24 protein-coding genes and 1 pseudogene are annotated in these 26863 nt (G+C 69.7%); 9 read left to right on the forward strand and 16 right to left on the reverse strand.

The window, feature by feature from the left end; translation table 11 throughout:
• The first annotated feature begins 145 nt into the window (after positions 1-145).
• The 6 genes from SMD11_RS33385 to SMD11_RS33405 all read left to right on the forward strand — a co-directional run bounded on the left by SMD11_RS33385 (position 146) and on the right by SMD11_RS33405 (position 6894).
• Entirely contained in the window at positions 146-1258 is a 1113-nt protein-coding gene (locus SMD11_RS33385) for a TetR/AcrR family transcriptional regulator (RefSeq protein WP_087929997.1), read from the forward strand.
• Positions 1259-1891: 633 nt separating this feature from the next.
• Complete coding sequence (locus tag SMD11_RS33390) at positions 1892-3202, forward strand: phosphatidylserine decarboxylase family protein (protein ID WP_087929998.1); 1311 nt, start codon at positions 1892-1894, stop codon at positions 3200-3202.
• Positions 3203-3216: 14 nt separating this feature from the next.
• Complete coding sequence (locus tag SMD11_RS36040) at positions 3217-4098, forward strand: hypothetical protein (RefSeq protein WP_199844009.1); 882 nt, start codon at positions 3217-3219, stop codon at positions 4096-4098.
• A gap of 23 nt (positions 4099-4121) precedes the next feature.
• On the forward strand, positions 4122-4976 hold the full coding sequence (locus SMD11_RS36045) for a DUF692 domain-containing protein (protein WP_199844010.1): 855 nt from the start codon (positions 4122-4124) through the stop codon (positions 4974-4976).
• Complete coding sequence (locus tag SMD11_RS33400; protein WP_087930000.1) at positions 4969-5643, forward strand: DNA-binding domain-containing protein; 675 nt, start codon at positions 4969-4971, stop codon at positions 5641-5643. Before SMD11_RS36045 ends, SMD11_RS33400 begins: the two co-directional genes overlap by 8 nt.
• Before the next feature lie 21 nt (positions 5644-5664).
• Positions 5665-6894: a ferritin-like domain-containing protein gene (locus SMD11_RS33405; protein ID WP_087930001.1), complete on the forward strand. Its 1230-nt coding sequence runs from the start codon at positions 5665-5667 to the stop codon at positions 6892-6894.
• Positions 6895-7001: 107 nt separating this feature from the next.
• Here SMD11_RS33405 and SMD11_RS33410 read toward each other — a convergent pair whose 3' ends face one another.
• The 4 genes from SMD11_RS33410 to SMD11_RS33425 all read right to left on the reverse strand — a co-directional run bounded on the left by SMD11_RS33410 (position 7002) and on the right by SMD11_RS33425 (position 10676).
• Positions 7002-7544 (reverse strand): hypothetical protein, encoded by a 543-nt coding sequence (locus SMD11_RS33410; RefSeq protein WP_087930002.1) that lies wholly within the window; start codon positions 7542-7544, stop codon positions 7002-7004.
• A 321-nt stretch (positions 7545-7865) separates the two neighbouring features.
• Positions 7866-8666: a class I SAM-dependent methyltransferase gene (locus tag SMD11_RS33415; RefSeq protein ID WP_087930003.1), complete on the reverse strand. Its 801-nt coding sequence runs from the start codon at positions 8664-8666 to the stop codon at positions 7866-7868.
• A 7-nt stretch (positions 8667-8673) separates the two neighbouring features.
• Positions 8674-9882 carry a cytochrome P450 gene (locus SMD11_RS33420; protein ID WP_159395441.1) on the reverse strand — a complete coding sequence of 403 codons (1209 nt, stop codon included), beginning with the start codon at positions 9880-9882 and terminating at the stop codon, positions 8674-8676.
• 11 nt (positions 9883-9893) lie between these two features.
• Positions 9894-10676, reverse strand: coding sequence for a tRNA-dependent cyclodipeptide synthase (locus SMD11_RS33425; RefSeq protein WP_159395442.1), 783 nt, complete (start codon positions 10674-10676; stop codon positions 9894-9896).
• A 275-nt stretch (positions 10677-10951) separates the two neighbouring features.
• On the opposite strand from SMD11_RS33425, the gene SMD11_RS33430 reads away from it, so the two are divergent.
• Both SMD11_RS33430 and SMD11_RS33435 read left to right on the forward strand, forming a co-directional pair.
• Entirely contained in the window at positions 10952-11485 is a 534-nt protein-coding gene (locus SMD11_RS33430) for a hypothetical protein (RefSeq protein WP_087930006.1), read from the forward strand.
• A 449-nt stretch (positions 11486-11934) separates the two neighbouring features.
• A complete protein-coding gene (locus tag SMD11_RS33435) occupies positions 11935-13596 on the forward strand; it encodes a purine-cytosine permease family protein (RefSeq protein ID WP_234366290.1) in 1662 nt (553 codons plus the stop codon).
• A gap of 26 nt (positions 13597-13622) precedes the next feature.
• Here the strand turns inward: SMD11_RS33435 and SMD11_RS33440 are convergent, their stop codons facing one another.
• Both SMD11_RS33440 and SMD11_RS33445 read right to left on the reverse strand, forming a co-directional pair.
• A complete protein-coding gene (locus SMD11_RS33440; protein ID WP_087930007.1) occupies positions 13623-14414 on the reverse strand; it encodes a helix-turn-helix transcriptional regulator in 792 nt (263 codons plus the stop codon).
• Between the two features lie 31 nt (positions 14415-14445).
• The gene (locus SMD11_RS33445) at positions 14446-16149 is read right to left on the reverse strand and encodes an amidohydrolase (protein WP_087930008.1); all 1704 of its coding nucleotides are present in this window, start codon (positions 16147-16149) and stop codon (positions 14446-14448) included.
• Between the two features lie 246 nt (positions 16150-16395).
• On the opposite strand from SMD11_RS33445, the gene SMD11_RS33450 reads away from it, so the two are divergent.
• Positions 16396-17007 carry a GNAT family N-acetyltransferase gene (locus SMD11_RS33450; protein ID WP_087930009.1) on the forward strand — a complete coding sequence of 204 codons (612 nt, stop codon included), beginning with the start codon at positions 16396-16398 and terminating at the stop codon, positions 17005-17007.
• Between the two features lie 59 nt (positions 17008-17066).
• Here the strand turns inward: SMD11_RS33450 and SMD11_RS33455 are convergent, their stop codons facing one another.
• The 10 genes and pseudogenes from SMD11_RS33455 to SMD11_RS33500 form a co-directional block, all read right to left on the reverse strand.
• On the reverse strand, positions 17067-17249 hold the full coding sequence (locus SMD11_RS33455) for a hypothetical protein (protein WP_418952544.1): 183 nt from the start codon (positions 17247-17249) through the stop codon (positions 17067-17069).
• Positions 17246-17758 (reverse strand): diaminobutyrate acetyltransferase, encoded by a 513-nt coding sequence (gene ectA, locus SMD11_RS33460; RefSeq protein WP_087930010.1) that lies wholly within the window; start codon positions 17756-17758, stop codon positions 17246-17248. The genes SMD11_RS33455 and ectA overlap by 4 nt, the downstream gene beginning before the upstream one ends.
• A gap of 25 nt (positions 17759-17783) precedes the next feature.
• On the reverse strand, positions 17784-18458 hold the full coding sequence (locus SMD11_RS35655) for a 4'-phosphopantetheinyl transferase family protein (RefSeq protein ID WP_159395443.1): 675 nt from the start codon (positions 18456-18458) through the stop codon (positions 17784-17786).
• A gap of 152 nt (positions 18459-18610) precedes the next feature.
• Positions 18611-20332: pseudogene (gene cmlS, locus SMD11_RS33470) on the reverse strand (chloramphenicol-biosynthetic FADH2-dependent halogenase CmlS); the annotation flags it as partial.
• Positions 20333-20334: 2 nt separating this feature from the next.
• Entirely contained in the window at positions 20335-20961 is a 627-nt protein-coding gene (locus SMD11_RS33475; protein WP_087930013.1) for a hypothetical protein, read from the reverse strand.
• Positions 20958-22322 (reverse strand): class I adenylate-forming enzyme family protein, encoded by a 1365-nt coding sequence (locus SMD11_RS33480; protein ID WP_087930014.1) that lies wholly within the window; start codon positions 22320-22322, stop codon positions 20958-20960. The genes SMD11_RS33475 and SMD11_RS33480 overlap by 4 nt, the downstream gene beginning before the upstream one ends.
• Complete coding sequence (locus SMD11_RS33485; protein ID WP_234366291.1) at positions 22319-23005, reverse strand: SDR family NAD(P)-dependent oxidoreductase; 687 nt, start codon at positions 23003-23005, stop codon at positions 22319-22321. The genes SMD11_RS33480 and SMD11_RS33485 overlap by 4 nt, the downstream gene beginning before the upstream one ends.
• 31 nt (positions 23006-23036) lie before the next feature.
• A complete protein-coding gene (locus SMD11_RS33490; protein WP_087930016.1) occupies positions 23037-23354 on the reverse strand; it encodes a hypothetical protein in 318 nt (105 codons plus the stop codon).
• Positions 23355-23463: 109 nt separating this feature from the next.
• On the reverse strand, positions 23464-24717 hold the full coding sequence (locus SMD11_RS33495) for a cation:proton antiporter (RefSeq protein ID WP_199844011.1): 1254 nt from the start codon (positions 24715-24717) through the stop codon (positions 23464-23466).
• Between the two features lie 472 nt (positions 24718-25189).
• Positions 25190-26206, reverse strand: a complete 1017-nt coding sequence (locus SMD11_RS33500; RefSeq protein WP_087930889.1) for a ParB/RepB/Spo0J family partition protein — start codon at positions 26204-26206, stop codon at positions 25190-25192.
• Positions 26207-26863 lie beyond the last annotated feature (657 nt).

The raw sequence follows: 26863 nt of genomic DNA on the forward strand, positions 1-26863 counted from the left end.
TAGGCGCGGAGCGCGAGTGGACGGAAGCTCGAACCCTTTGCCCGTACATGTCCATGCCTCCATTCCGATGCCCACAGCATTCCGATGACGTCATCATCTGGATGCCGTCTGTACTATGACACGGCGGAAGTGAAAGGGGCCAGGGATGGCGAGGTTGACCCGCGCTCAGCAGCAGGAGCGGACACGCGCGGCCGTGCTGGTCGCGGCCCGGAAGGAGTTCGCCGAGTACGGATACGCCGAGGCCAAGGTCGACCGGATCGCCGAGCGCGCCGAACTGACCAGGGGCGCGGTCTACTCCAACTTCACCGGCAAGCGCGCGCTCTACCTCGCGGTGCTGGCCGACGACGCCGAACAGGCCCGGGCCGCCGCCGAACCGCCGCCGACGTCACCGGGCACCGCCGGACAGGCGCTCGGCGTCTTCGCCCGGCTCTGGCTCGAACGCCTGCCCTTCGCCGCCGACACCCCGGGCAGCGGCCATCTCCGGCTGCGCTCGCTGACCGGGGTCCTCGACACCGGCCCCGCCCGGACGGCCATGGGCGAACTCCTCCGGTTCGAGGCTCTGCTGCTCGCCCAGGCACTCGAACCGCACACCGCGCTGCGCACCGGGACGGTACGACGGGCCGAGCTGGCCCTGACCCTGCTCCACGGCGCGGCGAGCCTCGCCGAGCACGCTCCCGGAGCCGGCGACCCCTTTGATCTGGCCCGCGCCGCCGAGCACCTGGCCGGCGTTCCCGTCGTCGACGACGCGGACCCGCCCCACCTGCCCTTCGTCGGTCCTGCCCGGCCGACGCGGGACGCGTGGACGGCCCCCGGCGAACTCCACGACGAGATCACCGGCGGTCGGATCGGTCTCGACGACGACGGCGTGGTGGTCGTACTGGGCGTCGGACGCCTGTCCGCGGCCGAGGAGGCGATGCGCTCGGCGCGGCCGGGCGACAAGCTGACGTTCGTCGTCGTGACCGGCGACCCGGGCGAGACCGGCCGCCTGGCCAGCCTCCGGGTCACCGACCTCATCGCCTGTCTGCGACGGGTTTTCGTGCACGAGGACCTGCCGCGGTCACGCGTCGTCTTCGACGACACCGGTACGGTCTCCGCCGCCATCGGCCGGGACGCGGTCGACGACTCCACCGAGGTCGCGATCCGGACCCTCGGCGGTCTGATCGTGGCCCGCGCGGAGGGACGTGGCGCGGGCCATGCGGTGGCCGGCCACGCCATCCAGGAGGGCGCGCGGCAGCGGAGCCGCGCGAGCCGGAAGTGACACGGGTCGGGCAGGGCGGGGTCCGTCACGGGACGATCTCGCGGTGACACCCCGGTACGCGTCGCGCCCGGCGCGCCCGACGAGGAACTTCGGCCAGTGGGGAGGCTGTTGAGGGTGCCGCGTGCGGTCCGGCGATTTCGTTATCCGCTATAGCGGATGCCTTGACGGGTTTAGGTCCGCTAGGTAACGTTCCGGATACTCCGGCCATTTGGCCCGCGCGGGCGGTACCATCCACCGCCCGTCGCGCCGCACACTCACGCGGCTGGTACGGGGGTGCAGCCGCGTGAGTGTGGTGGTATCGGGTACGCACCCGGCCATCTCGGGCACCCGGGCCCGCGCGGGGCGACAGGCCGCTCACGGGGGCGCGACCGGCGGCGACTTACAGGCCAAGCTTCAGGGGACGAAGTGTCTTCAAGTCCTGCGTGTCGCCCGCCGACCGCCCATCGGCGCCGCGCCGAACAGCCGCACTGAACAGGCGGAAGAGGAGCGGCCCTTTCGGAACCGCCGTATCCCGACACACAGTTCGCGCCACCGATCCGGGTCCTGTTCCCGGCGTCATGCCCTGAGGGGGGTGTTGAGCGGTCTCGGCGGCGTCCGGGAACCTGAGCCCCTCGTTCGAAGGAGGGGACCCTCATGACCCTGCCCACCCATCAGGTCCGTACCGCGCAGCACATCGAAGCGCGCTACCAGAACTCGTTCGGCCGCGCCGCCGGCTACCTGCCGAAGAACCGCGCGGCACTGGACGCGTGGCTGGAGCAGTTCAGCCGGGACGTCCACGAGAAGCGCTCCCGCGACGCCATCGTCCGGCGCCGGTCCGTCGACGACCTCCAGCGGCTGATCGAGCGGGACGGCATCATCCGCATGTACGTGAGCCGGATGATCGCCGACGCCCGCGTCGTCAACGCCGACGCCAAGGACACGGTGCGGAACATCCCGGATCTGCTCGACCACCTGGACTGTATCGTCACCAGCACCCCCAGGTACTACCCGAAGGGCGACCCCGACCGGAACTTCTTCCCCCTGTCGTCCCTGTTCTGCTACATGATGATGACGGAGCCCGGCTACGCGGTGTTCCGCGACAAGGAGTTCAACCGGGCGCTGCTGGGCATCCTGCGCGAGTGGTGCGCGCACCTGGACAGCCCCGACAGCCGGGACGTCCTGAACGAGGAGGAACACGGCTGGCTGTCGCAGGCCGCCAAGGACGAGTTCAAGCTCGACCAGTTCCAGATCGACTGGCTCGCCCCCCACGGTGGGTTCGCCTCCTACAACACGTTCTTCCACCGCGGGCTCAGGGAGGGGGAGCGCCCGATCGGCGGCGAGGGCGACGCCCGCGTCGTCGTCGCGGCCAACGACGGCCGGGTCGTGCGGATCCGCAGGAACATCCAGCGCAGCGACGACTTCTGGGCCAAGGGCCAGAAATACTCCCTCCACGACATGCTCGACGGCAGCGACCTCACCGACTCGTTCATCGGTGGTGACGTCTTCCAGTCCTTCCTCTCCGGCGCCGACTACCACCGCTGGCACGCGCCCGTCACCGGCATCGTCCGCAGCGCCCGCGTGGTCGAGGCCCTCATGTTCACCGAGCTGGAGGGCGTGTGGGAGCCCAGCTCCGGGACGGAGTCCCAGGTCTACGGGGCCTCGGTCAACACCCGGGGGCTGGTGTTCATCGAGAGCCCCGCGCCCATCGGCACGGTGTGCGTCATGCCCCTCGGCATGACGGAGATCTCCTCCGTCACGCTGACGGTGCGCCCCGGCGACCACGTCACCAAGGGCGACCAGCTGGGCTACTTCAACTACGGCGGCTCCAGCATGTGTCTGCTGTTCCAGAAGGGCGCCATCGACGAGTTCACCGTGCCGGACAACACCGGTGACATGGAGAGCGGGCACCCGATCCAGGTCAACGGACAGATCGCCCGAGCCTTCGCGCCCAAGACCAAGGCATAGGAGGGGAGGACACCATGGCGGTGAAGAAGACCCCTCGGACCGGGCGGCAGCCGGCTGCCGGACCGCGACCGTCCGCCGAGAAGAACTCCTGCGGCCGGCCGGGCAAGGACGAGGAGCTCCATGTCTGCATGGGCCTCAACTCCTGTGCGGGCCAGGACGTCAGCGGGAACGCCACCATGGCCGGCACGGGCGAGTGCGCCACGGTGCAGCACGTGTGCCACGGCGAGGGAGCCTGCCGCGGTCAGGGCGGATGCGGGTACGCGGGAGACGACTTCGAACAGTTCCACCCGGGCGAACAGGCGTGCCGGTACAACGGCAGCTGCGCCAGCCCCATCAACGAGAGCCGGGTCTTCTCCGGCGGCCCGCTGAAGGGCAGGAGCGTCTGGCAGCAGGCGCGCCACCTCTTCGAGGCCAGGATGTACGCGGCGGGCAAGGCGTTCGGCCCGGCACCCGGGCAGGGCGTCCACGACACCTACTTCCCCGAGTACGACCGCCTCGTGGCCCCGCGGCCCGGTGCTTCCGACAAGGCGGCCAGCCTGTTCCGCTCGTCGGGCGACAACCCCCGCTGCCACGCGGACGTACGCTTCCCCGACCTCCAGGCCATCGCGCGGAACAGCGCGGGCAGGCACCTTCCGGGTGTCCAGGTCACGTTCACCATTCCGGCGGACGCGTCGGCCGTCCTGTACTTCAAGCCGGAGGGGCAGAAACCGGGCAGCACCTGCAAAGTCCTGACCGACGACAAGGGCGTGGCCACCGCCGCACCGCTCTACGCCGGTCACACCAGCCCCGCGGACCAGTGGGTGACCGTCACCGCCAGTACCCCCGCCCCGCCCCCGGCCGACACGGCGACGTGCGACTTCCACGTGACGGTCCTGGCGCCCGAGGAGACGTCATAGCGCCGCGGGAGGCGGCCGGAACGGTGGTACGGACCGGTGGCACGGCCCCGCACCTCGGGTTCGGGCTCGGCCTCCGCGGGCCGCACATCCCCTATGTCCGCGCGCACCGGCCGCCTGTCGACTTCTTCGAGATCATCTCCGAGAACTACCTCGACCCCCGCTCCGACCGCCGCCGCGTCCTGGACGAGATCGCCGAGCACTACCCGATCGTCCTGCACGGGGTGTCGCTGTCGATCGGCAGCACCGACCCGCTCGACCGCGACTACCTGAGCCGGCTGAAGCGACTGGCGGACGCGGTGGACACCCCTTGGGTGTCGGACCACGTGTGCTGGACCGGCGTGCTCGGTGTACACACCCACGACCTGCTGCCGATCCCCTTCACCGAGGAGGCGCTGGCACACGTCGTACGGCGCGCCCGCACGGTCCAGGACGCCCTGGAGCGCCCGCTCGTCCTGGAGAACCCCAGCAGCTACGTCGAGTTCCGCGCGTCGACCCTCACCGAGTGGGAGTTCCTGGGCCGGCTGGCGGAGGAGGCCGACTGCGGTCTGCTGCTGGACGTCAACAACGTCCAGGTCTCCGCCGTCAACCACGGCTTCGACCCGGAGACGTACCTCACGTCCCTGCCGCACCACCGGGTGACACAGATGCACCTGGCCGGGCACACCGACTACGGGACGCACCTCATCGACACCCACGACGCCGAGGTACCCGGCCGGGTCTGGGAGCTGTACCGGCTCGCCGTGCGGCTCACCGGAGGAGCCGCCACCGTCATCGAACGCGACGACGGCCTCCCGCCCTTCCGCGTCCTGGAGGCCGAACTCGACCGGGCGAGGTCGGTGGCGGCCACCGCCGGGACGGAGGCCGGTCGCCGTGGATGACGTCCCGCGCTCACTCGTGGAGATACAGGAGTGGATGCAGGCCGCGCTCCTGTCGCCGGGCCGCGCCCCGCACCTGGCCGAGGTGTTCACCGCGTCCGCCACGCAGTCGGCCGAGGAGCGCTTCCGCGTCTACCACCGCGGCTACCGCCTCCGGCTGCTGCGCTGCCTGCGGCAGCGGTACCCCGCGATGTCGCACCTGCTGGGCCGGGAGCTCTTCGAACGGTTCGCCCTGGACTACCTGGACGCGAACCCTTCGCGCTCCCCGGTCCTGGACACCCTTGGCGACGACTTCCCGGACCACCTGGCCCGTACCCGCCCGGACACCGGCGACGGCGGGCCGCCCGAGGTGTGGATCGACCTGCTGATCGATCTGGCCCGGTTCGAGCGCGACTTCACCGCCGTCCTCGACGGGCCCGACAGCGTTGACGACGGTCCCGTCGGCGGAACCGGCAGCGGTGACGGCGGGGGCGCGCGGCTCTTCGAGGCCCGCTTCCCCGTCCACCGGTACGCGGCCGCCGTCCGCCACGGGCAGGACCCGGAACCGCCCGGCGCCGAGCCGGTCCGGCTCTCGCTGACCCGCCGCGACGGCACCGTCGTCGTCCACGACCTGACCGACGCCGGCCACCGGGCCCCGCGCGCGACGGCCCGGCCGTCCACGGCCGCCTGACGTCCGTACTGGAGGATCTCCATGCCCCACCTCACGAAGCGCTCGGCCGTCCGGACGGCCGACGGCATCACCACCCTCGACGAACTCGCCCAGCACCTGGCCGACGCGGCCCGCATCGAACTGTCCACCATCCCGCCCTGCCTCACCGCCGCGTACTCCATCAAGACGTCGGGCTACTCCCAGTGGGCCCAGGGCCTCTCGGCGCAGCGCACCCTCATCGGCATCGCGATCGAGGAAATGCTGCACATGGCCCTGGTGCGGAACGTCATGGCCGGCACCGGCTGCGAAAAGGTCGACGGACAGCCGTTCCGCTTCTACGACCAGCACAACATTCCCGTCTACCCCGGTGACATGCTCCATCGCGTCCCGAAGCTCACCCTGCACAAGCAGCGCGTCTCGACGGCCGCCGTGGAGGGCTTCATGGAGGTCGAACTCCCCGAGAGCATGGTGACGCGGGGCTCCAAGACGGAAGGGGACACGTACCACACGCTCAGCGAACTGTACGACGAGATCGGCAAGGGCATCGTCACGCTGAACGACCAGATCCCGTGGAACCAGGGCGAAGCCTGGAAGCGGCAGTACTTACGCGGCTACTGGAACCAGTGGGGCGGCCCGCCCAAGCCCCTCCCGGTCATCGACCAGGGGAGCGCCCTGGACGCCCTCTACGTCATCGTGGAGCAGGGCGAGGGCGCCCCCGACGAGCAGGAGGACTCCCACTACCAGAAGTTCACCCGCGTCCGGGACGGCCTCTACGGCATCGGCGTCGTCGTGGACGACAACGGTCAGCAGAAGTTCACCATCGACGGGGACGAGGCCGTCTGGCCCGTGACGACGGATGCCACGGCGGACTCGTTCACCGGTCCGCTCAAGACACTGGCCCAGCTCTCGGACGCCGCCTACAGCTACGTCCTGGCACTGCTGGACCAGCTCTACGCCACCCCGGCGGACGACCCCGCCCCCCGTACGCCGAATCCCACCTCCAAGAGGTACGCCCTGGAGCGGGGCTTCGTCGCCGCGATGCAAGGAGTCCTCTCTTCCGTCGCCGGCATCCTCGTCGGCACCCCGGTCGGTGACGGGAAGAACGCCGCCCCCACGTTCGGCTACTACCCCTTCGGCCCGAAGCCCAAGGAGGACCTCATCTCCCTGTGCACCGATCCGAAGCTGATGGCGGCGTACCCCCAACTGGGCGGGACCGACGGCGTCCTGCACCAGATCAACCTGCTCCCCGACATCGGCCTCCAGGGCAGCTGATCTCTGAGCCGAGGTGTATTTGCGACTTCCCTTCCGCGCCTGGGAGGGAAGTCGCAGCCGATTCCGGCACGGGGGCCGGATGCCGGTTGACTCGCGTCGAGTGACCTCTACGACCAGACCGCGAGGATGTCGAGCACCGCATCCGCCGCCGTCCCGGCACCGCCGCCGCTCTCCGACTGCTTCCCACCCGTGCCGAGGCCCACGGCCAACACGTAGCCGAGGGCGGCCTCGGCGGGCAGGACCTTGGAGGCGCTGCGCCACGTGACCGGGGTGACGTGTCCGCCGCCGGGGGAGACGCGGAGTCTGCCGAGGAGGACCTTGTCCCGCATGAGACGGCTACGCGTCTCGTCGTCGGGGACGAGACGGTACGTCCGCCCGCCTTCGGGTAAGCGCACGGTGTAGGTGCGGCGGTTCACGTACCCCCTGCTCAGGGCCGGCGGCTCACCCTCGCCGTCGAGGGTGAGGGCGAGCGAGTCGGGGTCGGTGGTGCCTATGGGCGGCCATGACGTGGGCACTGTGCCGGGGACACGGCGCAGCGTCGTCCGGGGCAGCCGGCCACCACTGACCTCGACGGAGCCCTCACCGGTGTCCAGGACGATGGTGAGGTCCCCGAAGACGGGGTCCTCGACGGTGACGGTGATCCGGCCCATGGTGCTCCTTCGCGTGCGGTGCGGCTGCCGAGGGGGCAGGCACCCTTAAATGATCATCGATATTCTCGCGGACGGACACGCCCCCGCGGACGGGCGGCCGTCACTCTCACCACCGTCCTCCCGCTTCGAGGCCGGCCCGTGAACGGCCTGGCAGCCCGGGGCGGGTCGATGCCGTGATCACACCACCATTTCGGCAAGGGCTTCCCGATCCTTGTCGGTTACGGCAGCGCGAGCTCCTGGAGGTGGGCGGTCGCGCCGAGACCGCGAAGCCGCTGAAGGCCGGTCGCCGCGTTCGGCGGGGAGACCGGCGCACAGGAGGGGCTACAGCGCGGTCGCTTCCAGGATCAGTGCCTGCGGTGCGCGGAGGTACGCGGACCAGTAGGCGTCCCCGAGGAGTTCCCGGCCTCGGGGTGACACGGCCATAGGTGTCCAGGCCGTGCCGGCGAACCCTGCCGCGCGGGCGGCTCTTTCGTAGGTGTCGCGCGACCACCAGTGCGCGGTGACGTGCAACCGGCCGCCGCTGGGGAGGGTCGCGTCCAGGGTGACGGGGGCGCCTTCCCGCTCGTCCGGCTGCGTCAGGGTGAAGCCGTACGGGGCGTAGTAGGCGGTGCCCCGCCCGTAGTCCGGGTTCAGCGTGACGGCGACGAGGCGGCCTCCGGTGGGACGCAGCGCGCGGCGTGCCGTGGTGAGGACGGCGGTCAGCTCCCGCTCGGAGCGGGCGTAGCACAGGACGTAGACACTCAGGACGAGGTCGGCGGTGCCTTCGGCGCCGTCCGTGACCGGCCGGGTGGCGTCGGCGCGCACGTACCGGGCGCCGACCGGTCGTGCTCGTTCGACGGCCCGTGCCGTGGCGAGCATGCCCGCGGAGCAGTCGACGCCGGTGACGCGGGCCGCGCCCCAGGCCGCCAGGCGGCGGGTGTAGAGCCCCGAGCCGCATCCGAGGTCGAGGACGTCGAGGCCCGTGACGTCGCCGACGGCCTTCCGGACCGAGTGGTGCTCCAGGTGTTCGCGGAACGGCAGCCGGGCGGATTCCTCGTAGAGACCGCCCAGGGCGTCGAAGGCGTCCGTCTCCTCGGTCGCGTCCACCACCGGGTTCAGGTGGCTTGTGCTCGGGTCGGCCATAAGGGGTTCACCTCCAGACGACGGGGAGGGCGGCGGGCCGCACGAACATGGACGTGGTGTCCCAGGCGATCTCCCGGGGCGACACGGCGAGCTCCAGGCCGGGCAGCCGCTCGAACAGGGCGCGGTAGGCGAGGGTCAGAGCGGTACGTGCCTGGGCGGCGCCGAGGCAGTAGTGGGGGCCCGCCCCGAAGGTGGGGTCGGCGTTCTCCCGCCGCTGGACGTCGAACCGGGCGGGGTCGCGGTAGTGGGCGGGGTCCCAGGTGGCGCCGAGCATCGTGGCGCATACGGCGTCGCCCTCCCGGATGAGGGTGCCGTGCAGTTCGACGTCCTCCACGGCGACGCGCGGCAGCCCGAGGACGCCGTTGTGGTGGTAGCGCAGCACCTCCTCGACCGCGCCCGGCCACAGGGCCGGGTCCGCGAGGCAGCGCAGGAGCTGTCCACGGTGGAGCAGGAGCGTCAGGGGGCCGGTGGCCATGGGGGAGACCAGCGATTCCACGCCGGTGACGAGGAGGTAGGAGGCCGTCCCGTGGAGCTCCTCCTCGGTGATGACGCCGGCCTCGTAGGCCGTCAGAAGCGCGCCCAGGGGGTCGTCGCGGCCGGACGGATCAGCGCGGCGAAGGCCGACGGCCCGCCGCGTGAAGTCGCTGACGGCCGCGGTCGCGGCGGCCACGTCCGCGCTGTCGTCGGCGAAGCTCATCTGCGCGGCGAACCCCGCCGCGGCCTCTTCCCACAGCTGCCGGGGAATCCGCAGGAGCGCGCAGGCCAGCATGGGTGGGAGGGGCGCGGCGAAGGCCTCCATGAGGTCGCGGGGGTTGGGGCCGCGGGCCACCTTGTCGAGAGCCTCGCCGACCAGCGCGCGGATCACCGGCCGGCAACGCGCGGCCGCCGTGCGCGTGTAGTAGGGGGCGAGCACCTGGCGGACCCGGGTGTGGTCGGGCGGGTCGAGGTTGAAGAGGGAACCGGGCACGGCGGTGACGTCCTCGCCGACCACCCGGGGAGCCCCCGCGAAGGCGAGCCCGCGCGAGAAGCGCCGGTCGGCCAGGACGGAGCGGATGTCGTCCCCGCGCGTGAGCATCCAGGCCCGTGCCCCCGACGGCAACAGGACGGGGCAGACCGGCCGGTGGGCCCGCGCCCAGTGGACGACGGGCGGCGGCGTGCCCATGGGGCCGAGGGCGAACGGGTAGCGCAGCGGCAGGGAAGGCGCGGTCGACGGCATCGGCAGGACGGTCACAGAGCCGCGGCCCTCCGACGCCGTGCGCCCCGTGCGTCTCCCGCCGCGTCGCCGGGGGACGCCCGCCCAGCGGGTGCGACGACGACGAAGCCCTGCCCCGGGGCGGGCCGCAGCGCGGAGTCGTCCTGGAGGAGGGACTCCATGAGCGGTGTGCGCCGGTGGTAGACGAGGACCGAGGAGGAGACGCCGAAGATCCCGGGCGAGTCGAGCATGACCGGCAGCTCCGCCCAGGCATACCGGGCCGCGGTGTCCAGTCGCTCCTCGGACAGCCCCGGTTCCCGCTCCGGCTCGGGCCGCGACGCGGTCCGCGCGTGCGCGGCGAGCGCTCCGGCGACGGCGGAACGGCCAACGGCCCGGCACACCGCCCGGACGCCCGGGTCCTGGTGGTACGTGCGCTCCACCGTGCGACGAAGCCGCAGGTATCGCGGCCGTGCCGCCAGAGAGGTGCCCGTATGGACCCTGCCCTCACCGCACCCGGCCCGCAGAAGCGCGCGCTGCGCCGGCCCGCGGAGCTTCTTGACCGCCCGGCGCGCCCGCCCGACCGCCACGGCCGGTGCCACTCCGGCCGCGATCAGCGTGTAGGCCGCCTCGTAGCTCGGAATGAACACGTCCACCCTGCGGAAGGCGCCGGCGGCCCACTCCACCAGCGTCTCGACGCGCCGCGCCGTGAAGTAGCCGTTCCACGGTGACAGACCGATCAGGGCGTGCTCGGCCGCCATGAGGTGGCGCCCGCACTGTCCGGTGTAGGGGAGCGTGCGAAAAGGGGGTTCGGTCTCCATGGGGCTCCGTGGGGTCTTCGTGGGTCTGGTGGGGTCTCCATGGCGGGGCGGACCGTCCCGATGACGCATTCCGAAGATCGCAGTCCGATGGGGAAATGGTGACGCAACGCCCACGTCAGGGGCCGCATCCCACGCCGGGTGGGCCCGGCCCGCGTGCCCCGGTCCGCCGCCGTTGGCGCATTCGGGTGGCTTCGCGCGCATCCCGCGTACGGGGAAACGGGGCGGGAGACCTCTCAGAGAGCCGCGACAGGCGCACTTCGAGAAAGGAAACCGGCATGCTGGGAGACAAACTGAACCCTGGGGAACTCGTCCGTTTCGGTGAAGGGCGCGGTGAATACCACCTGACCTCCCCTGCGGCCACCGCCCTCCAAGAGGCCGGGATCGTCCTGAAGGCGCTGTCGCCCGGCGAAGCGCACAGCAACGGGAACGGGGGAGTGTCGCTGCCCATCACCGGCGGGGACATCGACCCGGATCTCTCCCGGGGAAAGCTTCACTGCGAGGGCGGATTCGACTTCACCCACAGCGACGGCCGGAGGCTGGAGATCCGCGACCACTGGGCGGACGCGGCGACCTCGCGCTACTGCGCCACCGTCGCCGGGCGCGAAGTGCCCTGGCTCGCCTTCCGCCTGGACCCGCAGGCGCTGTCGCTGACTTCCGGCCGGCTCACGGCGAAACTCCCGGTCACGCTGACCGATGAGGGAGCCGCCCTGTTCACGGAGGTACTGGGCGCCTCCCCGGTCTCCCCGGGCGAGCACCTTTTCGACACGGAAGGTCAGGTCTCACTGGCGACGATGCCGTTGGGCCTCTGACGGAGGCGGTCCTCCGAGGCAGCGGCGCTCGCTGTTCCGAGTGAACCGACAAGCGAGCTGCCGGAGGACGTCACGAGCGGGTGGGGGCGCTACGCGGCCCATCGCTTTCGGTCCCCGCGATCCGTTGCCGTGCGGGGCCGGTTCTCGTTGCTCAAGGAGACGAGGCCGACCGGTCGCCGGGCCCCACTGGGCCGGATGGCCGGTCTGTTCGTGGTCGGCCGCCGTCCCGACGGCAGCTTCCGGACCCGCCTGACCCGGGACCTCTCCTGCACCTGCCTGGGCGCGGCCCGCCGCTGACCGCGGCGGCTCACCGGGAAACCCGGCTCACCTGGACGTGAACACGGAAACATCGCCTTCACGTTCGAGGCGGCGGCAGGAAATACGCCCTGCCTAGCGTGCCCCGTGGCCGGCTGCCGGCCGTCGCAGCCACCGCACGCCCAGGAGACCGCATGAGCAGTACCGAGCAACGATCGAAGGAACCCGCCGTCCGCGAAGAGACTCCGCACGCCAGGGCCGGGCACGCGGCCCGGGAGACCTTGGAGGACTACACCCTCCGCTTCGCCCCGCGCGGCTACCGCCGCTGGACGCCGATGGTCGTGGCGACCACGGCGATGGGCGGGATCGCGTACCTGGCCGACTTCTCGATCGGCGCCGGCATCGGCCTCACGCACGGCACCGGGAACGCCCTCGCCGCGATCCTCGTCGCCGCCGTGGTCATCTTCGTCACCGGCTTTCCTCTCGCCTACTACGGGGCGCGCTACAACATCGACCTGGACCTGATCACCCGCGGCTCCGGCTTCGGCTACTACGGTTCGGTCCTGACCAGCGTCATCTTCGCCAGCTTCACCTTCGTCTTCTTCGCCCTCGAAGGATCGATCATGGCGCAGGGGCTGAAGCTGGGCCTGGGGCTGCCGCTGTGGCTCGGTTATCTGGTCTCGACGTTCATGGTGATCCCCCTGGTCGTCTACGGGATGAAGGCGCTCAGCAGGCTTCAGGTGTGGACGACACCCGTCTGGTTGCTGCTGATGGTGGGACCGCTGGTCTACCTGGTGGCCACCGACCCGGGCACCGTGGACCGCTGGTTGTCCTACGCGGGCACCGACGGCCAGGGAGGGGTGAACACCGCCTCGGTGCTGCTGGGCTCCGGCGTCTGCCTGTCACTGATCGCGCAGATCGGCGAACAGATCGACTACCTGCGTTTCATGCCTCCCCGTACCGACGCGAACCGCCGCGCCTGGTGGACGGCGGTCGTGGTGGCCGGTCCCGGCTGGGTCGTGCTCGGTGCGCTGAAACAGGCGACAGGAGTCTTCCTCGCCGTCTACGTCATCGCCTCGGTGGGGCCGGCGGCCGCGACCGAGCCCGTTCAGCAGTTCAAGGCCGCCTTCGACGCGATGATGCCCTCGTGGCTGGTCGTTCCGCTGGCCGTGGTCCTGGTCGTGATCAGCCAGATCAAGATCAACGTGACGAACGCCTACTCCGGCTCACTGGCCTGGACCAACTCCTTCACCCGGCTGACCGGGCGCTACCCGGGCCGCATGGTGTTCGTCCTGCTCAACCTGGCCTTCGCGCTGGCGCTGATGGAGGCCGACATGTTCAGCTTCCTCAACCGCGTCCTGAGCTTCTACTCCAACTGCGCCATCGCCTGGGTCGTCACCGTGGCCACGGACATCATCGTGAACAAGTACCTGCTGAAACTCTCCCCGCACGCCCCCGAGTTCCGGCGCGGCATGCTGTACGCCGTCAACCCCGTGGGCACGGTCGCCTTCGTCGCCGCCTCCGGCCTGTCGATCGCCCTGTACTTCCACGCCCTCGGCGACACGCTCCAGCCCTACTCGCCGGTCGCGGCGGCACTGATCGCCTTCGTCCTCACCCCGCTGATGGCCGTACTGACCAAGGGGCGCTACTACCTGCGCCGCACCACGGACGGGATCGACGAACCCCTGCTCGACGCCGACGGCAACCCGAGCGCCACGCTCTACGAGTGCCACGTGTGCCGGCAGGAGTTCGAGCGCCCGGACGTGGCCGCCTGCCGCACCCACGACGCCGTGGTCTGCTCCCTGTGCCTGAGCACCGACAGGATCGGCGACCACGTCCTCCCCGCGGGCGGATGAGGAACGTCGTGACCGTCGGACCGGCGTCAGCCGGCGGCGGGTTCGATGCCCCAGGCGGCGGCCCGGCCGGCGGCGGCCGCGCGGTTGGGGACGCCGAGCTTGGTGAGGATGTGCTCGATGTGGGTCCCCACGGTGCGCGGTGTGACGTACAGCCGCTCGGCTATCTCCCGGTTGGTGCGGCCGGCTGTCAGTTCGGCCAGCACCTGGAGCTCACGTGGTGAGAGCCCGCCGGGCCGCCCTGTGCCAGGGTGCCGCGCGTCCGCGGCGGGGCCGGCCGTGACGGCCTCCTCGGGCCGCGGACCCGCGTGACGGGCCACGGCCGCGGCGAGGGCCTCGGTGAGCAGGGTGACCACGGCGCGCGCCGGATCGGGCGTGCGCCGCGGCCGGCGGGTGCTGACGTTCAGCATGCCGACGTACCGGCCGTCGGCGGCGAACAGGCACTGGGCCACGCCGTCCTCGATGCCGAGGGGAGACAGCACGTCCTGGAAGCCCGGGGAGGCCGCCAGGAGCCGCGGGGGGACGTCCCTGAGCCAGAGGCCGCCCCGGGCCGGACTGCGGAGCACGGGGAACACCGGGTCGTGGTGGAGGCGGGTCTCGATGTAGGCCGTGGCGTCGTCCGGGTAGCTCCCGGCCAGCGTGGTGTGGCGCCGGCGCAGCGGATCCCACCGGGACAGGGAGGCGTGGTCGTACTCCATCACCTCCGACAGCGCCGCCAGGACCGTGTCGACGCCGGTCGCGCCGCTCGTGGCGCTCCTGGCGGCCTCGCGGACGTGGACGGCCGCGTCCAGGATGTCCGCCGTGCTCCGCTCCGTTGCCATTCCCCAAGGATGATCATGTGGCTGGAATACGTCAATCGCGGAGGGTGTCGTGCACGACCCGCCCGTCCATGACGGTGAGGACGACGGGCATCTCCGGGATGTCGTGGGGGTCGGCGGTGAGCAGGTCCCCGTCGAGCACGCAGAGGTCCGCGACCTTGCCCGGCTCAAGGGAGCCCTTCCAGTCGTCGGCGAAGTCCTGCCACGCCGCGTCGATCGTGTACGTACGGATCGCCTCGGCGAGCCCGATGCGCTGCCCGGGGCCGCTGACCCGGCCGGTGGCCTTCGACTCGCGCAGCATCATGGTGGCGACGCCCTGGCGCCAGTCCGGGTACGTGACGGGGGCGTCGGAGCCGCTCGCGACCCGTACGCCGGCGTCGATGGCATCGCGGTAGGGCCATGCGTACGCGGCCCGTTCGGCGCCGACGAAATCCTCCTCCATGTCGGCGACGGTCCACTTGATGGTGGGGTTCATGTTGACGCCGAAGCCGTGCGCGGCCAGCACCTTCATGCTGTACGCGGTGAGGAAGTCGCCGTGGATGACGTAGTGGCGGGCGTCGGGCCGCGGGTGCTCGGCCACGGCGGCGGCGAAGGCGTCCGCGACGGTGTCGCAGGCCCGGTCGCCGGTGACGTGGACGCCCAGCTGGTACCCGGCGGCGTGGGCGTGCCGGATGACGGCCCCGATCTCGGCGGCCCGCTCGGTGTCGCTCCCGCCGCCGACGCACAGGGAGCCGCAGCCGCCGCCGACGTACGGCTCGTGCATCCAGGCCGTCTTGTTGGGGACCACGCCGTCGGCGAAGACCTTGACCCCGTGGATCGCGAGGCGGCGCGGATCGGCGTCGCCGGACACGCTGAGAGCGTCGAGGGTGCGGGCGAACTCCTCGGCGGTGCTCGTCATGCCGGTGGGCAGCAGCAGGACGCCGACGCGTGCGGTCAGCTCGCCCTCGGCCAGCAGCTCGCGGTAGACGTCGAGGGTCTCCGTGCCCAGCGTGCCCCGGGTGATGCCGGCGCCGCCGGGGCCGAGCCCGGGCTCGGTGTAGCTGGTCACGCCGAGCCGGGCGAGCGTGGCGAGGGCCGACCTGATCGCGTCGGCCCGTTCCTGCCGGCTGAGCGGCGGCAGCGCGTTCTGGACGAGGGCCTGGGCCCCCTCGTGGAGCAGCCCGGTCGGCTCCCCGGCCTCGTCCGCGACGATGGCTCCGCCGGGCGGCGCGACGGTGTGCCGGTCGATCCCGATGAGCTCCAGCGCCTTGGAGTTGACCCAGGTGGCGTGCCCGGAGAAGGAGTACAGGACGACGGGGTGGTCCGGGCTCACGGCGTCGAGATCGCGCCGCGAGGGCAGCCGCGAAGGTTCGGAGACGCACTCGTCGAGGTAGCCGGTGTCCCAGCCGTGCCCCGTGATCCACTGCCCGCCGGGCAGCCGCCCGGCGGCCTCCCGCACCGCCTCGGCCACGTCCGCGAGGGAGGACACGGCGGGATGGCCGAGGTCGAGGGAGAGCGGCGGCGTCGCCATGCCGAAGGCGCACCCGTGCAGATGGGAATCGTTGATACCGGGAAGCAGCGTCGCTCCCCGCAGGTCGACGACGCGGGTGCCGGGCCCGACGAGCGGTGCGACGTCGTCCCGCCCACCGACGGCACTGATGACCCCACCGGTCACCGCCAGGGCCGAGGCGAGGGAGAACCCCGCATCGACCGTGACCACCCGCCCGCCGAGAAACACCAGATCCGCGTACGTGCCCATAGAAGGTCCTTTCGGAAGCGGGCGGCACCACGGCCGCCCGCGAGCGATCTCCCGAGGACTATGACCGCGCTTTTGCCTCGCGCACATCGGTCATGTCACCGATACGCGCGTTTGTGGGGGCGGGCTGACGGCTCGTGCGCGCATCGTGCACCGATCCGTCGGACACACTGGTGCCGTGACCACACCGGTCCGCTGGCGCCCGGCGACCGACGGCCGGTCGGCGGAGCGGCCGGGTACAGTCACCCGATGCTGCGTATCGACTTCCCCATCGCCACCACCCGGCTGACACTCCGTCCGTTCCGGCCCGAGGACGCCGAGGACGTCGGCGACTACCAAGGCCGGCCCGACGTCGCCCGATTCATGCGGTGGGAGCCGCGCGGAGCGGAGGACGTCCGGGTGGCGGTGGAGCAGATGACCCGGGAGACCGGGCTGGTCTCGGACGGGGACTGCCTCAGCCTGGCGGTCGTCGAGCCGGGCACGGGGAAGGTCGTCGGACAGGTCGAACTCGTCCTGCTCAGCGCGGAACACCGCCAGGGCGAGCTCGGCTATGTCTTCCACCCCGCTCACCAGGGCAAGGGCTTCGCCACCGAGGCCGCGTCCGCCGTCCTGCGCCTGGGCTTCGAGGAACTGGGGCTGCACCGGGTGATCGGCCGCTGCCACGCGGACAACACCGCCTCCGCCGGTCTCCTCGAACGGCTGGGCATGCGCCGGGAGGCCCGTCTCATCGGGACGGAGTTCTTCAAGGGGGCATGGCGCGACGACCTGGTGTACGCCATGCTCCAGCGGGAGTGGCAGGCACCGGCCGCCCGGCGGGACACGGCACATGCCCCTGAAGCAGGCACCGGCGCCCGCGCTTGACCGAGGCCGGGCCGGGCGGCCGCGCGGGTCGGCCTTGAGATCCCTACCCGCCCCGCGGGTCACCGATTCTTGAACTCCTCGATGGCCGCCCTGGCCGCATGCTGCATCGCGTCGCTTCCGGCGTGCCCGGAGTCCTCGAAGATGTGGAGCCGCGCGTCCGGCCACACCTTCGCCAGCTCCCACGCCGTCGGTACCGGGCTGCCCATGTCGTGTCGGCCGTGGACCAGTACCGCCGGCTTCAGGCGCGAGGGTTCAGTGGCCCGATGCGGTAGAGGATCTCGTCATGGTCGCCGCCCGGGAGCTCCTCCGCGAGGAACAGCGGTTCGGTGTGGATGTCGGCGTCGTATGCGTTGGCGACCATACGCAGCAGCATGGTGATCGGCTTGTTCTGCTCGGAGACGCTGGTTTCGACGTATTTCGCCCCCGCGGCCAGCTGGAGGTCGATCGCGTTCGCGAGGATGTCGATTCCGAGCCCAGAGATGCCGCTGCCGGGCTTGACCGCCGCCTGCCAGATGAAGAACGTATCCGGTTCGTCGGGGCGGCGGTATCCGGTCATGAAGCCCACGATGTCGTCGCCCGCGGTGGCCACCATGGAGGTCTTGGCGAAGTCCCGGAACCAGAGCGTGTAGTGGTAGGAACTGTTGTCGTCCAGCATCGGCTCGTCGACGACCATCCGCCACACGGGGACGGCGTCCTTCGGGGTAGGTGTGCGGTAGCGGACTTCGGTCTTCTCCGACAGTGAGCCGGTCATCGTTCTTCCCTTCGCGTCAGGCGGATCAGAGCGTCAATCGGTGGGGTCCGGGGCGGCCGGCGATCGCGCGCACATCGGTGATCCGGTGTGTGCTCGCGATCGCGGCGGCGTGCCCTTCCACGAACACGTCCAGGAGGTGGACCTCGGACGAAGGCCAGTCCTCGGCGGGACTCCCGTGGGGAAGGGCCAGGTCACCCCGCACCCCGATACGGTCCAGCCGGGCCGCCAGGCCGTGTCCCGTGAGCTTGACGGTGGCCTCTTTCCTGGACCAGAGCCTCGTGAAGGCCCCGGGCAGTTCATGCGGGGGCAGCTGGGACAGGGCCACGCGTTCGTCCGGTGTCGTGGTGCGCGCGAGGAGACCCTGCGGGACGCCGGGGCCCGCGATCGTTTCGAGGTCGATGCCCACGAGCCCGTACGCCACGACCCCGACCAGAACCCGGTGGCGAGTGTGCGCGACCGAGTACTCGTACCCGGCTCCGACGACGCGAGGGCGGCCATGGCCGGCGCCGCAGCGTTCACAGGTGCGCTCGACGCGCACCTGGCGGGGAGGGCTGCCGGTGTACCGGCAGGCGATCAGACGCTGAGTCGCTCGCGAGGTGACGAAGAGATCTCGTCGCCCGCCCTCGGGAATCGCCTCGGCGCGGGCCGCCTCGTCGGGTGCCAGCAGTCCTTCCCAGCCGGGTCGCGCGCGGACGGGCACCGACCAGAGGTGGCACTCGCCGGCGGCGGGCAGGGCGTCGACGGCGGACAGCTTCGCTCCCTTCCCGGTACGGTTCCGAATTCGTCGTCCGCGGCCCCGGCAGGTCGCTCGCGTGACCCGGTCGCCGGGGCCGCGAGCGACGAAGGCCGGGATCAGACCTCGTACTCGGTTCCGACGCCGTCGAAGCGGAGGCGGTCCTGGATGAACACCTCCTCGCCGTTCTTGTCGTAGCCGGTCAAGAGGCCTGCCTCCATGAGGCGGATGACGATCTGGGAGCTCAGCTCCTGCTGGTCGGCTTCGCTCAGTTCGCGGATGAGCTCCTTGTAGCCGACCTCCTCCTTGAGGAGGCGGCTGAAGATCTGCCGGTGCTTCTCCTCCAGCGGCCACTTGATCATGTCGCGGCCCTCCTCATTGGCGAGGACCTGCTTGGACTCCAGCCTGAACGTCTCCGGATCGACCTTGTAGTACGGCTTGAGGGCCACCTCCTTACCGTTCCACTGGAGACGCTTGATGCGGTTGAGCCGCTTGGTCAGCTGACTGATCCAGCGCACGCGGGCGGGGTTGAGCTCGTCGTCGGTGAACTCGTCGCTCAGCTCCATGCGCTGGTGGCGTCCGATGCTCATCATGGTCGTCGCGCGGTCCCGGAAGTCGGTCACCGACCACGTGCCGTCCTTGCTGGAAGCGGCCAGGCGTTCGAACCAGCGCTTGCGGTTCAGCCGCCCGTCGTCGGATTCACTGATGCGCCGCCTGACCCAGAACTCCGACTCCGGTTCGGTGAAGGAGGCCAGGGTGTAGAAGGAGGCGAGGAACTCGTGGTATTGCTCGTAGGTCTCACGGTAGGCGCGGTTGTACCAGGCGTGGACCTCCTCGGTCTCCTCCTCCCGCCTGGTGATCCGGTCGATCGCGGCGGCCGCGGAGACGGCCGACTGCGTGGCCAGGTGCACGCCCTGGGAGAACAGCGGGTCGGTGAAGCAGGCCGAGTCGCCGGAGAGGAAGTAGCGGCCGCCGGAGTACACCTCGGAGTCGTACGACCAGTCGTGGACCACCCGGACCTCGTCGACCATCTCGGCGTCACCGAGGATCTCCTTGGCCCGGACGGCCTTGGCGAGGGACTCACGGTAGAAGCGGTCGGGGCCCCTCTCCTTCACCTCGCTCGACTTCGAGCGGTCGACGACCAGTCCGACACTGTAGAGGTCGCCCTTGAGCGGGATCATCCACACCCAGCCGTCCTCGAAGGTGATGGAGTAAGTCGTTCCGTTGAGATCGCCCTCGAAGGGGTCGGGGCAGCGGAAGTACGACCAGATCGCGAAGCTCTTGTAGAACTCGTCGTAGCGCCGCACTTTGAGCTTCCGGGCCAGGGGCCCGTTGGCGCCGCCGGCGTCGATCACGAAGTCGCACTCCACCTGCCTCGCGTCACCGCCCTGGCCCGCGGTGAGCGACACCTTTCCGGGATCCGCTATGTCGACATGGGACACCGGCGTGTTCTCGTGCACCTCGATGCCGCGCTCCTTCACCTCGTCGAGGAGGAGCTGGTCGAATTCCTCACGCTTGACCTGGATGGCGTGGTCGAAGACCCACGGCGACGTCTTCGGAGTGGTGAAGGAGAAGGTCCACGGAGCCTCGTCCTGGCCCCACAGGAAAGTGGCCGAGGGCTTCTCGACGAAGCCGGCGGCATCGATCCTGTCCTGAAGGCCGAGCCGGTCGAAGATGGACAGCGAACCGGGGAGGAGGGATTCCCCGATCCGGTAGCGGGGGAAGCTGTCGCGCTCGAAGACGACCGGTTCGTGGCCGAGCTTGTGCAGCGTGAGGGCGGCGGTGCAGCCGGCGGGTCCGGCCCCGATGATGGCGACGGTCGATCGGTTCATGGGCGTTTCCTTCACGACTGGAGGGACTTGATGGACTTGACGCGGCTCGGGGAGAGGTAGGAGAAGCCGCTCGCGGCGTTCTCGAACATGGTGATCCCCGCCTGGAAGCGGCATGCGTCGCCGATGGCGACCTCCGGGGCGACGGTGCAGCCGAGGCCGAAGAAGTTCCGGTCCCCGATCTCCACGCTGTTGCCGCCGTGGAAGTTCGGGGAGAAGAAGTTGCCCGACCCGATGCGGGAGTGGTGCCCGAACGTGCACCGGTAATTGACGACGTTGTAGCTTCCGAGGACGGTGTTCACGCCGACGTAGTTGTCCGGTCCGATGATGTTGCCCACGCCGTCGACCGCGGCGGGGTCGACGCGGGAGGAGGGGTGGACGATGTTGACCGCCTCCAGCTTCCGCGGCGTGATGTACTCCTCGATCGACTCGCGCCGCGGCTCCATGCCGGGCACGGCGAGGACGACCTTCGCCCCCTCGTCCGGCTCGTACTCGGTGAGCTTCGACCACTGCCCGTCCGGCGCGTGGACGTCCTCGCCCTCGACGGCGAGGAAGCGCTCGACACCGAAACCGGAGTCCTCGGCATAGCGCGCGACTTCCAGCGCGAACTTGCCCGCTCCTATGACGACCACGGAAGTCATCGCTGGATCCTCTTCTTCTTGAACCGGGCCGGAACAGGTATCTCGTCGATCACAGTGATCTTGGCGGGCATCTTGAACGCCTCGACCTTGCCGTCGAGGAACTCACGGACATGCCGGCGGACTTCGGACTTCCCCATCTCGCCATCGGGTTTGACGTCGACGTGGACGGCCTGCCCTGTGATCGAGTTCGGTTTCCCGTAGACGGTGCAGTAGGCGATGCGGGGGCTGCCCATGAGGATCGACTCGAGTTCGAGCGGGAGGACCTTCTCGCCGCCGACGTTGATGATCTCCTTCGCGCGGCCCTTGACCTTGATGTAGCCGTCCTCGTTCTCCTCCACGAGGTCGCCGGTGCGGAACCATCCGTCCTCGGTGACGGCTTCGTCGGAGTGGTTGAGGTAGCCCATGAACTGCGTCCTGGTGCGCAGCTGGAGTTCCCCGTCCACCACCCGGTACTCGACGCCCTGGTCGGAGATCTTGAAGTACGTGCTGGACGACGACTCGCTCTGCGTGGTCGAGATGCCCGTCTCGCTGGTCCCGAAGGTCTGGAGGAGGCGGGCGCGGGGGAGGGCCGCGTGGACGCGTTTGAGCAGTTCCTCCGGCATGGGCTCGGTCCCGTAGGTGATCAGCCGCAGGCTGGAGAGGTCGAACCTCTCGTGGAAGTCACCGATGAGGACGAGGTTGAGGAAGGTCGGGCTGGTCGGGAGGAGGCGGATGCCGTACCGCTCGACCAGTGAGCAGATCTCCTCCGGCGTGCGCTTCGCCGGCACGACGGCGGTCGCCGCGCCGCGCACGACACCCAGCAGCGAGTTGATCCCCCCGATGTGGTCGGCCAGGAGGAACAGCAGGATGTGCGGGGGTTTCCTGCCCACGCGCTCACCCGTGCCGATCTTCTCCGCCACCAGCGCGTCGAAGTTGTGCAGGACCGCCTTCGGCGTCCCCGTCGATCCGCTGGAGAGGAGGACGAGCCCCGCCGAGCCGGATTCGACCAGCCCTCCGTAGAGCTCTGCGGTCTCGCCCGGAGGCGAGTCGAACGGCTCGACCGCGACCTCTCCGCCCACCTCCACGACATATCGGGGCCGGCAGGCGTCGCGGACAGCCGCCAGTGTCGTCTCGGTGAACGCCACGACGGGCACCACCACGGCCTTCCGCCGGTAGAGCGCGAAGAGCGCGGCGATGTGGGAGAACGAGAAGTCTCCTCTGAGGACGACGGCGTCGTGCGGCTTCACCCCCGCCTGGTCGAGCAACGTCTCGATGCGCCGGATCTCCCCGGCCAGTTCGGTGTACGTGCGGCTCGATTCCTTGTGGACGACGGCGGTGCGGTCTCCCCACCGCTCCAGCCTGTCGATGAGGGTGTCCCTCATTGGACTCCTCCCAGATACAGCGTCTCGCCGGTGACGAAGTCGGATTGGCCCGTGGTCAGGAAGTCGACCGGGCCGACGATGTCCTCCATCTCGCACATCCGCCCGATCGTCTGCCGGTCGATGACGGCGTCGAGGGTCTCCGGCGCGAGGGTCCGGGTGAGGACGGTGCGGACCGGCGGCAGACCGATCCCGTTGACCCGTATTCCGAACACGGCCAGTTCCTTGCTCATGACACGGGTCAGCTGCTCGACGGCGCTCTTGCTCGCCGAGTAGACGAGCTGGCCGTCCAGCGCCCACGGCACGGCGACCGTCGAGACGTTGAGGATCGTCGCCGTACCCTCCGGGCTCTTCTGGAGCAGTTTGGCGGCCTCCCTGCAACAGTTCAGGAGCGCGAAGAAGTTGAGGTCGAACACCTCGCGGGCCGTCTTCTCCGGCGTCATCATGAAGTGGTTCATCACCGAGGTGCCGGCATTGTTGACCAGCGCGTCCAAGTGCCCGAACTCCCGGCGGGCCGCACGGAACATGGACCGCGTCTGCGCGGCGTCGGTCAGGTCGATCTCGTGGTGGTGGTATTCGGGATGGTGGATGCTCGAAGGCCTCCGGCTACAGCCGATCACTGTGTCCCCGCGTTCGAGGAAGTGCTCGGCCAGAGCCTTTCCTATCCCGGTCCGGGTCCCGGTCACCAAGGCGATCATCGGAGCGGCCCGTAGCCGGTCACACCGGATCGGAGGTCGTGACGCCGGCCTCGACCAGCTCCGCCTCGATGAAGTCGATGAGCCGGCTGACCCTGCTGAACGGACTCACCCTCTGGGACACGGCTTTCTCCGAGGTCAGCGATATCTCCTCGTCGTACGCGTCCTCGACGGCCTCTTCGACCTGAGTGAGGAAGTTGACCAGCTGCATGGAGTCGAAGACTCCGTTGTCCCCGTACAGGGCGAGGGAGGGCAGTTCCGCGGTGGGGATCTTCTCGTCCCTCCGCTCGTTGACCTCTTCGACGACGTCTTTGACGAGGGTGAGAAGTCGGTCGTTCATGGTCGAGATACCTCCCGATGTGTGGTGGGCGCGCTTTCGGGTGGGGGTGTGTTCGGTAGGGGATACGTCACCGAAGAGTTTGCTGTCATGCCCCTGACATGCATCGGCTTTAAGGAAGCCTGCTCCACTCCCTGTGCTCGGCCTCCCGGATCTCCTCCTCGGCCGTTCTCTCCACGCGCGATATCGCCATCCGCAGGATCGGTGGAGCCATGAGGGAGGTGACCACCGCGACGAGCACCACGATGGTGTACGCGGCCACGCTGAGAATTCCGAGCCGCAGTCCCACCATGCCCACGACGATCTCGATGACTCCCCGCGCGTTGAGACCGGCCCCCAAGGCCAGGGCCTCCCACCGATTGAGGCCGCTGAGGCTCGCGCCGGCCCAGGCGCCGAGAAACTTACCGGTGACCGCGATGACGAGCATACTCAGTCCGGCCAGGGCGACGCTTCCGTCGAGCAGAGCGCCAAGGTCCATGCGAAGGCCCGCGGTCGCGAAGAAGACAGGCGCCAATATGGACAGCGCGAGAGTGCGCAGAGGGGCCAGTTTTGCCGGCTCGACCTTCCCTTCGCGCCCGATGAGAATACCGCCGAGGAAGGCCCCCAGGATCGGCTCCAAGCGCAGTGCGTGGGTGGCGGCCGCCGCGAGGAGGATCAGCGCGAACGCCGCGGCGGCCGTCACCCCCGGCTCCCGGCTCTTGTTCACCAGCCGAAAGGTGTGACGGACCACCCATCGTCCGACGGTCAGCGCCACACATGCCACGAGCGCTACCGAAGCGAGCGCCTCGAAGACCGGCGCACCGCTCATACCGGTGACGGCGACCGACGAGACGATCGAGAGCATGAACCAGCCGAAGACGTCGTCGATCACTCCGGCGGTCAGGGTGAGCTGCCCGATATTGCGGTGGAGCAGCCGCATCTCCATCAGTGTCTTGGCGATGACGGGGATCGCGCTCACGCACATCGCGACACCGAGGAACAGCGCGAAGACACCTCGGTCCGTGCCGTCCGGGACCAGCGCGGCGGGCAGCAGGAACGCCGCCCCGATGCCGAGGCCGAGCGGGACGATCAGGCCGCCGCCACTGACCAGCACGGCCGTCCTGCCGCGCCGGCGGACCAGGCCCAGATCGAGGTGCATACCCGTGACACCCACGAGCAGCAGCACACCGAGCTGGGCGACCGCGTCCAGCAAGTGCATCTGTTCCTGATGACCGGGAAAGAGCCAGTCCGAGAGGCCGGGGGCCAGGCGCAGCAGCACCGAGGGTCCGAGAACGACACCCACGAGGAGTTCACCGACGACGGCGGGCAGGCCTGAACGGGCGGCGAGTCTGCCGAAGGACAGCGCCAGGACCAGGAGCAACGCCACCTGGAGCAAAAGACCAGGAGTTCATGAGCGGCGAGCGGCGTGACCGCCGTCGGCGCGAACGAGAAAAGCACGTTTCCTCCACTCGAAAGGACCCAACGGCGTCGAAGGTAACGGGGAAATGGGCTTTGAGAGCTTAGCTACGAAGCCGCTCGAATGCGTCGGCAAAATCATGCGGCAACGTAAGGGCAGACGGAACAGGCAGAGCCCCTTGTCGGCGGTGTCGAGTTGCGATCGACGACCCGGCGACAAGGGGCTCTGCTGCGTCATGAACAGCGCTTCGGCCTAGGGGGCGGCCGGGGGAGTCGGTTACGTGCCTGGGCTCCCTACCGCGCTGGTCACCCGCTCAGGAGGGCCGTGTTCAACTGTGGGTCTTCCTCAGTTGAACACGGTCCTCCTGTCGCGGCGTTCACGGGAGGACGGCGGCGGACGGAGGCTCCTTCAGTGTTCGAACAGGCTGCTCTCCCGACGCCCTCTAGTCCTGCTGACTCGCGCGTTCCTCGAGTTCCTGGGCAAGGTTCCGCCACATTTCCGAGCACTGGGTGGCCAACTCGGCCACGATTGCCGCGAGGTGCGGCGGGATGTTGTCGACAACATGCGGGTATTTCACCTGTGCCCGGTGATGCAGGTGCAGCCACCGTAGTAACTCCCTGCCCGACTCTGATAATCTGAGTGAAGGATCTTTTCTCAACGACTGTAGCCGCGCCTGCATGTTCTTCATTTTCCGCCCCTTTTCCGGAGCGGTGACAACGGTGTCCGTGACCGGCGCCGTCAATCCCTTGCGAACGTCGGGCTTCGGCCGTTTACCGCGATCCCTGGGCACGACGGGATCCTCGCCGCGGCGTATCCGTTCCCTGACATCGTGCGCGGTGCCCACGGAAACCCCCGCGGCCTTGGCGATCTGCCTGAGCGGAGCGAAGGGTTCGGCCGTCAGCGCCTTGGCTGCCTGCCGCCGGCCGTCGGCGGCGCTGAGCGGATGGCGGCGACCGTCCTTGCCCACCCGCACATCCTGTGGCGAGGAGTCCTGATCCAGTCGTCGTCGGATACCGCCGACCGTCTTGGTGGACAACCCCGTGCACTCGGCGATCGCCCGGTCCGACATGTTCCGCTGCGCGGCGACGATGCGCTCGGCCGCCGAACGCCGGTCCTCCAGGCAGAGCGGGAGACCGTGCCTGATGTTGGCTCTCACGGCTTCGACGAAAGCCGCTTCCTCGCTGCCGTCGAAGAATTCGACCTTGATGGAATGACAGCCCTTTTCCTTGGCCGCGCGAAGCCTGTGCATCCCGTCGATCACTTGCATCGTGGACCTGCGGACCAGTATGGGCGGCCATTCGGTTTCACTCTCGGCCAGCCTCTGAGCGTGCTGCTCGTCTTCTCCTGCGCGGCGAGGTGAATCGGCCGGCTGAAGCTGATCTATGGGAACCAGGTCAAGCACTGGTTCGCTCGATTCGAGGTCTTGCGGTTGATCGCTGCGGTCAAGCTGAGCTTCCATATCGGCCCCCAGCCGGTACGTCCTCATCGCAGTGGGGAAAGCTGCCGGCGCGCCGTACCCCGACTTCACGCCGTGCTCGACAACCTGTCCGTTTACTCCGTGAAGCGTTCACGATGTAACGGTGTGCGGTGCGCAAGTCCCTTGCGTACCGTCTGTCCGTGTCGATCGGATGGGTAGTTCTCAAGGGCCCCCTGATGCGGTTGATGCGGTCTGCTGCCATCTGCGTGTGCCCCCCTGCCGTGAGGTTGAATCAAGGGAGCAGGTTTTACTCCCTCAAAGATCATTTCGTCAAGCGGCCGTGCTTCACCGGGCGTCAAAATGATCTTCAGGGGGGGATCGCCTGAGCGGGAGGCCGGGGTGGCCGGCAGGGCCACGGTCTCGCCGGCGTACCGCGCCACGCGGTCGTGGCGAGCATGCCGAACGCAGCGCCCAACTCGGCGAATAGCGCCCTCTTTTCGCGGTATGCCGGCACATCGGCGCATGGTTGATGGCCGGGCGTCCGGCTGATCTAATGGATTGCCGACGTCGAGGGCGAGCGCCTGGCGTGCCGGCCGAGTCGGAGCGGCGATCGGCGAAAGGCATGGGATTCCGCCTTTCCTTGCCGACCTGGACGCCGAGTTCGAGGCCGTCAAGTCGTCGGCGGCCCTGACCCTCACG

The sequence above is a fragment of the Streptomyces albireticuli genome (assembly GCF_002192455.1).
GTDB classification, from domain to species: domain Bacteria; phylum Actinomycetota; class Actinomycetes; order Streptomycetales; family Streptomycetaceae; genus Streptomyces; species Streptomyces albireticuli_B.

What these genes read in the sequence shown, in the direction of transcription:
- SMD11_RS33385 (WP_087929997.1), top strand. Translation starts at nt 146, where the DNA reads ATGGCGAGGTTGACCCGCGCTCAGCAGCAGGAGCGGACACGCGCGGCC.
- SMD11_RS33390 (WP_087929998.1), top strand. Translation starts at nt 1,892, where the DNA reads ATGACCCTGCCCACCCATCAGGTCCGTACCGCGCAGCACATCGAAGCG.
- SMD11_RS36040 (WP_199844009.1), top strand. Translation starts at nt 3,217, where the DNA reads ATGGCGGTGAAGAAGACCCCTCGGACCGGGCGGCAGCCGGCTGCCGGA.
- SMD11_RS33405 (WP_087930001.1), top strand. Translation starts at nt 5,665, where the DNA reads ATGCCCCACCTCACGAAGCGCTCGGCCGTCCGGACGGCCGACGGCATC.
- SMD11_RS33410 (WP_087930002.1), bottom strand. Translation starts at nt 7,544, where the DNA reads ATGGGCCGGATCACCGTCACCGTCGAGGACCCCGTCTTCGGGGACCTC.
- SMD11_RS33415 (WP_087930003.1), bottom strand. Translation starts at nt 8,666, where the DNA reads ATGGCCGACCCGAGCACAAGCCACCTGAACCCGGTGGTGGACGCGACC.
- SMD11_RS33420 (WP_159395441.1), bottom strand. Translation starts at nt 9,882, where the DNA reads ATGCCGTCGACCGCGCCTTCCCTGCCGCTGCGCTACCCGTTCGCCCTC.
- SMD11_RS33425 (WP_159395442.1), bottom strand. Translation starts at nt 10,676, where the DNA reads ATGGAGACCGAACCCCCTTTTCGCACGCTCCCCTACACCGGACAGTGC.
- SMD11_RS33430 (WP_087930006.1), top strand. Translation starts at nt 10,952, where the DNA reads ATGCTGGGAGACAAACTGAACCCTGGGGAACTCGTCCGTTTCGGTGAA.
- SMD11_RS33435 (WP_234366290.1), top strand. Translation starts at nt 11,935, where the DNA reads ATGAGCAGTACCGAGCAACGATCGAAGGAACCCGCCGTCCGCGAAGAG.
- SMD11_RS33440 (WP_087930007.1), bottom strand. Translation starts at nt 14,414, where the DNA reads ATGGCAACGGAGCGGAGCACGGCGGACATCCTGGACGCGGCCGTCCAC.
- SMD11_RS33445 (WP_087930008.1), bottom strand. Translation starts at nt 16,149, where the DNA reads ATGGGCACGTACGCGGATCTGGTGTTTCTCGGCGGGCGGGTGGTCACG.
- SMD11_RS33450 (WP_087930009.1), top strand. Translation starts at nt 16,396, where the DNA reads ATGCTGCGTATCGACTTCCCCATCGCCACCACCCGGCTGACACTCCGT.
- ectA (WP_087930010.1), bottom strand. Translation starts at nt 17,758, where the DNA reads ATGACCGGCTCACTGTCGGAGAAGACCGAAGTCCGCTACCGCACACCT.
- SMD11_RS33475 (WP_087930013.1), bottom strand. Translation starts at nt 20,961, where the DNA reads ATGACTTCCGTGGTCGTCATAGGAGCGGGCAAGTTCGCGCTGGAAGTC.
- SMD11_RS33480 (WP_087930014.1), bottom strand. Translation starts at nt 22,322, where the DNA reads ATGAGGGACACCCTCATCGACAGGCTGGAGCGGTGGGGAGACCGCACC.
- SMD11_RS33490 (WP_087930016.1), bottom strand. Translation starts at nt 23,354, where the DNA reads ATGAACGACCGACTTCTCACCCTCGTCAAAGACGTCGTCGAAGAGGTC.
- SMD11_RS33500 (WP_087930889.1), bottom strand. Translation starts at nt 26,206, where the DNA reads ATGGAAGCTCAGCTTGACCGCAGCGATCAACCGCAAGACCTCGAATCG.